This window comes from Nonomuraea sp. NPDC004580 (assembly GCF_040609855.1).
Classification (GTDB): domain Bacteria; phylum Actinomycetota; class Actinomycetes; order Streptosporangiales; family Streptosporangiaceae; genus Nonomuraea; species Nonomuraea salmonea.
In genome coordinates, this window is sequence record NZ_JBEXLH010000128.1 from 1 (window position 1) to 4683 (window position 4683).

Below are 4683 nucleotides of genomic sequence, written 5' to 3' on the forward strand. Positions count from 1 at the left end.
GACTGAGTCAGGTGGATGTGCTGAAGGCTCGCCGGATGTCCGGCGAGCCTTCAGGTGAGCGGGTGACCTCGCAAAAGTGCCACCGTGGTTCCGGGCCGGTGGGGGCCGGGGTGGCCGTCTCCTCCTGCGCAGGTTCGGAGGGGGCCTGTTCCCGGCGTCGGCCAGGAATGACGGGTGGTTAGAACGACTCCACGGCCCGGCGGGCCTCGGCGTCGAGGACGCCCCAGCTGATGAGCTCCTCGGTCAGCTCACTCGGCGACTTGTCGTAGATGACCGCCAGGGAGCGCAGGTCCTCCTGGCGGATCGACAGCACCTTGCCGTTGTAGTCACCGCGCTGGCTCTGGATGGTGGCGGCGTACCGGGCGAGTGCGCCGGCCTTCTCCTTCGGCAGCGTGGCGAGGCGCTCCAGGTCGATCACAAGCTTGGGCGTCGGCCCGAGCGGGCTGGGGGCGGCTCCGCCCGGCAGCAGCTCGGAGACGGGCACCCCGTAGAAGTCGGCAAGCTCGGCAAGCTTCTGCACGGTCACGGCGCGGTCGCCACGCTCGTACGACCCCACGACGACGGCTTTCCACCGGCCACGCGACTTCTCTTCGACTCCGTGCAGGGACAGGCCCTGCTGGGTGCGGATGGCGCGGAGTCGTGCACCCAGCGACTTTGCGTACTCAGACGGCATGGTGTGGCCCCCCGGCTCTCGTATGTATCGCTCTCAGTAGATTGTGCTCCCTTGCGGCGTATGCCCGGGCCACCGGGGGGTCTGGTGCCAGGCTCGGCACCATCGGTAGCCATGGCCCTGGGTTTACCCCAGAACGCCGCGCGGTGTGGTTACGCACAGTGACGGTAAAGGGGTGGACGCCTAAGGTCAAGCTGATTGGAAAAAAGATGCCGAATCCGGTCCGGTAGGGATCGCCACATTCGCCCCTCTTGTCGCGCTGGTAACACTACTTCGTCAGAGTTTGACGAGAAATCGCCACCCGCTCAGGGCTGCCTGGTCAGGATCATGACGGGGCAGGTCGCGGCCTTGATGATCTTGATGGAGGTGTCCCCGAGGAAGACCCTCCTGAGTGGCCCGGTGTCGCTGGAAGCGCATATGATCATCTCGCCGGGCAGCCACGAGGTCGCGCCGAGCGCCTGCGCCACGTTGCGGCCCTCCAGCACCTCGACCTCCACGGGTGCCTGCGAGCGCCGGTGCCCGCGTGCCGCCGTGCGCAGGTCCGCCGCGGCCTGGTCGCGCAGGCGTACGAGCATCTCCTCCTCGATCCGCGCCCGCCTGCCGCTGCTGAGCAGCAGCGTGACCAGGCGCAGCGGCACGCCCAGCGTGGCCGCCGTCGCGGCGGCGACCTTGACGGCCTGGTCGCAGCCGGGGCCGCGCCGATAGGCGAGCGTGATGCGGTCGAAGGCGGCGGGCGGCGTCTCGCCGAAGCCGCGCGGCGCGAGCAGGACGGGAACGGAGGAGGAGTGCAGCAGCTGGTCGGCGGTGCTGCCCAAGGCGATGCGGCCCTTGCCGCCGCCCGGCGCGGGGCCGATCACCACGACGTCGGCGCCCCGCTCGCGGGCCAGCTCCACCAGGCCGCGCCCGCTGCCCCGATGGGCGGTGACGACGTAGCCGGCCTCGTCGCCGGCCAGCTCGCGGGCCTGGGCGAGCGCGGTGTCGGCCTGCTCGCGCAGGTACGCCCGCCAGGCGCTCTCCTCGGCCCGCGCGGGCCCGGGAGTGGAGACGGCGGGCGGCCGCACGTACGCGACCGACAGCCGGGCCCCCGCCTGGGAGGCGAGCAGGACGGCCAGCGCCAGCCCGTCGTGTCCCCGCGGCCCCGGCACGTATCCGGCCAGCACGTCGTCGAGCTTCATTCAGCGCACCTCGGCATTCAGCCGCGAATGGCCATAGCCGTACAGGAAGTAGCAGACCAGGCCGGCGAGCATCCACAGCCCGAAGGCCAGCCACGTCACCCCGGCGAGGCCGGCCATGACCACGACGCACAGGATCGCGCCGAGCACCGGCGTGGCGGGAAAGAGCGGCGTGCGGAAGCTGCGCGGCAGCTCGGGGCTGCGGTAGCGGAGCACGAGCACGCCGACGTTGACGATGGCGAACGCGAACAGCGTGCCGATGCTCGTCGCCTCGGCGAGCTGCCCGAGCGGCACCAGCCCGGCCAGCACGGAGATGAACGCGGCCACGATCAGCGTGTTGAGCACCGGCACCTGGCGGCGCGGGTTCACCCGCTGGAAGACGCGCGGGATCAGGCCGTCGCGCGACATCGCGAACAGGATGCGGGTCTGGCCGTAGATGACGGTCAGCACGACGCTGGCGATCGCGATGACCGCGCCGAACGAGACGATCAGCCCCGGCCAGGTGGCGCCGATCGCCAGGTCGGCGATGTACGACAGGCTCGCCTCTGTGCTGTCGGGGTCGAAGTCCTGCCACGGCATGGCCCCGATCGCGGCCAGGGCCACCGCGACGTACACGACGGTCACGATGAGCAGCGACAGCAGGATCGCCAGCGGGAGGTCGCGCTTGGGGTTCCTGGCCTCCTCACCGGCGGTGGAGGCGGCGTCGAAGCCGATGTAGGAGAAGAACACCTGCGAGGCCGCCGCCGTGATGCCGGCCACCCCCATGGGCGCGAACGGTGTGAGGTTGCCGGAATCGAAGGCGGTGAACGCCACCACGCAGAAGAAGGCCAGCACCGCGACCTTGACGAGCACGAAGACGGCGTTGGCCGTGGCGCTCTCGGAAGCGCCGTGGAGCAGCAGCCAGGTGGCCAGCAGCACGATGACGATGGCGGTGACGTTCACCACGCCGCCGTCCTGGCCGGGGGAGCGGGTGATCGCGTCGGGCAGTGTGAAGCCGAACAGCGAGCGCAGGAACGCGTTGACGTATTCGCCCCAGCCGACCGCCACGGCCGCCACGGAGACGGCGTACTCCAGCATCAGGCACCAGCCGCAGATCCAGGCCACCAGCTCGCCCAGCGTCGCGTACGCGTAGGAGTAGGACGAGCCGGACACCGGGATCGTCCCGGCGAGCTCGGCGTACGACAGCGCCGAGAACAGCGCCGTGATCGCCGCCAGCACGAACGACAGCACCACCGCGGGCCCCGCCTTGGGCACCGCCTGCCCGAGGATCACAAAGATCCCCGTGCCCAGCGTGGCGCCCACGCTGAACAGCGTCAGCTGCCACAGCGACATCGTGCGGCGCAGCTCGCCGCCTTCACCGTGCCCGCCCTCGGCCACGATGCGGGCGGTCGGCTTGGTACGGAAGAGCCGTCGGGCCAGTGTCACGGACACCCCCTACAGCGTGCTCGTCAGCGGCCACCTGCCGTTGGGCGTCACGATCGTTCCCGCCGTGCCGCCGAGTATGCTCTCGGCCTGGTCAAGGCGGCCGATGGCGGCCATGTCGCCGGTCGTCTCGACGAACCGGCAGACCGCCTCCACCTTCGGCCCCATCGACCCGGCGGGGAAGTCGAGCGCGCGCAGCTCGTGCGGCGTGGTGTGGCCGATCGCGCGCTCCTCCGGGGTGCCGAAGCCGCGCATGACGTGCGGCACGTCGGTCAGGCTGAGGAAGGCGTCGCAGTCGAGCGCCTCGGCCAGCAGCGCGGTCGTCAGGTCCTTGTCGACGACCGCCTCGACGCCGGTCAGCCGGCCGCGCTCGTCGCGGACGACGGGGATGCCGCCGCCGCCCGCGCACACCACGATCACGCCCTCGCCCATCATCCGGCGGATCAGCCGGGTCTCGACGACGCGCCGCGGGGCGGGGGAGGGCACGACGCGGCGCCAGTGGGAGCCGTCCTGCTTGACGGTCCAGCCGTGCTCGGCGGCCAGCTTCTCGGCCTCCTCCCGGTCGTAGACCTGCCCGACGAACTTGGCGGGCGCCGCGAACGCCGGATCGACGGCCGAGACCAGCGTCTGCGTCACCATGGCCAGCACCTGGCGGCCGGGCAGCGCGTTCTGCAGCGCCTGCTGCATCCAGTAGCCGAGCAGGCCCTGCGTCTGCGCGCCGAGCGCGTCGAACGGGTAGGGGCCGCTCAGGCCAGGGTCTGCGGCGCTCTGCATGGCCAGCATCCCGACCTGGGGCCCGTTGCCGTGGGTGATGACCAGCTCGTGGCGTCCTGCCAGGCCCGCCAGCGTCCTGACCGCGGCGCGCACGTTGGCCACCTGCGTGGCGGCGTCGGGACGCTCGCCGCGCCGCAGCACCGCGTTGCCGCCGAGCGCCACGATGACCCGCACCTCAGCAGCCTCCCAGCGTCGCGACCATGACGGCCTTGGCCGCGTGCAGCCGGTTCGCGGCCTGGCCGAAGACGATCGAGCGGGGCGAGTCGAAGACGGCGCCGGTCACCTCCAGCGCGTCGAGCCCGGTGCGGTCGAAGATCTCGGCGCCGACCTTCGTCCGCCGGTCGTGGAAGGCCGGCAGGCAGCGCATGAACCGCACCGCCGGGTTGCCCGTCGCCCGCACCACGGCGTCGTTCACCTGGTACGGCAGCAGCAGGCCGTCGTACATGCGGCCCAGCGCCCGTGCGGTGTCGGCGACCGACTCCTCGTGCCCGAGCTGCGAGTCCCCTGGACCGAGGTACGTCGTGTGCGCCCCCTGCTCGCGGGCCGCCACCTCGAACGCGCAGCGCGTCCGCGTCGAGGTCGGTCAGCTCGGCGCCTTCCGCGAGCGTGACGAAGAGCAGCTGCCGGCCCTCCTGCCCGAGCTGG

At 71.6% G+C, this 4683-nt stretch carries 4 protein-coding genes and 1 pseudogene; all 5 read right to left on the reverse strand.

Features of this window, described 5'->3' with window-relative positions:
- Positions 1-178: 178 nt before the first annotated feature.
- Positions 179-673 carry a transcriptional regulator gene (locus ABZW11_RS46020; protein WP_026214021.1) on the reverse strand — a complete coding sequence of 165 codons (495 nt, stop codon included), beginning with the start codon at positions 671-673 and terminating at the stop codon, positions 179-181.
- 302 nt (positions 674-975) lie between these two features.
- Positions 976-1845 (reverse strand): universal stress protein, encoded by an 870-nt coding sequence (locus ABZW11_RS46025; protein ID WP_355432847.1) that lies wholly within the window; start codon positions 1843-1845, stop codon positions 976-978.
- Positions 1846-3267, reverse strand: a complete 1422-nt coding sequence (locus tag ABZW11_RS46030; protein WP_355432850.1) for an amino acid permease — start codon at positions 3265-3267, stop codon at positions 1846-1848.
- Between the two features lie 9 nt (positions 3268-3276).
- Positions 3277-4212: a carbamate kinase gene (arcC, locus tag ABZW11_RS46035; RefSeq protein ID WP_355432853.1), complete on the reverse strand. Its 936-nt coding sequence runs from the start codon at positions 4210-4212 to the stop codon at positions 3277-3279.
- Position 4213: 1 nt separating this feature from the next.
- Positions 4214-4618: pseudogene (locus tag ABZW11_RS46040) on the reverse strand (hypothetical protein); the annotation flags it as partial.
- Between the last annotated feature and the right edge of the window lie 65 nt (positions 4619-4683).

Coding starts and splice junctions, on each gene's coding strand:
- ABZW11_RS46020 (WP_026214021.1), bottom strand. CDS start 673: ATGCCGTCTGAGTACGCAAAGTCGCTGGGTGCACGACTCCGCGCCATC.
- ABZW11_RS46025 (WP_355432847.1), bottom strand. CDS start 1,845: ATGAAGCTCGACGACGTGCTGGCCGGATACGTGCCGGGGCCGCGGGGA.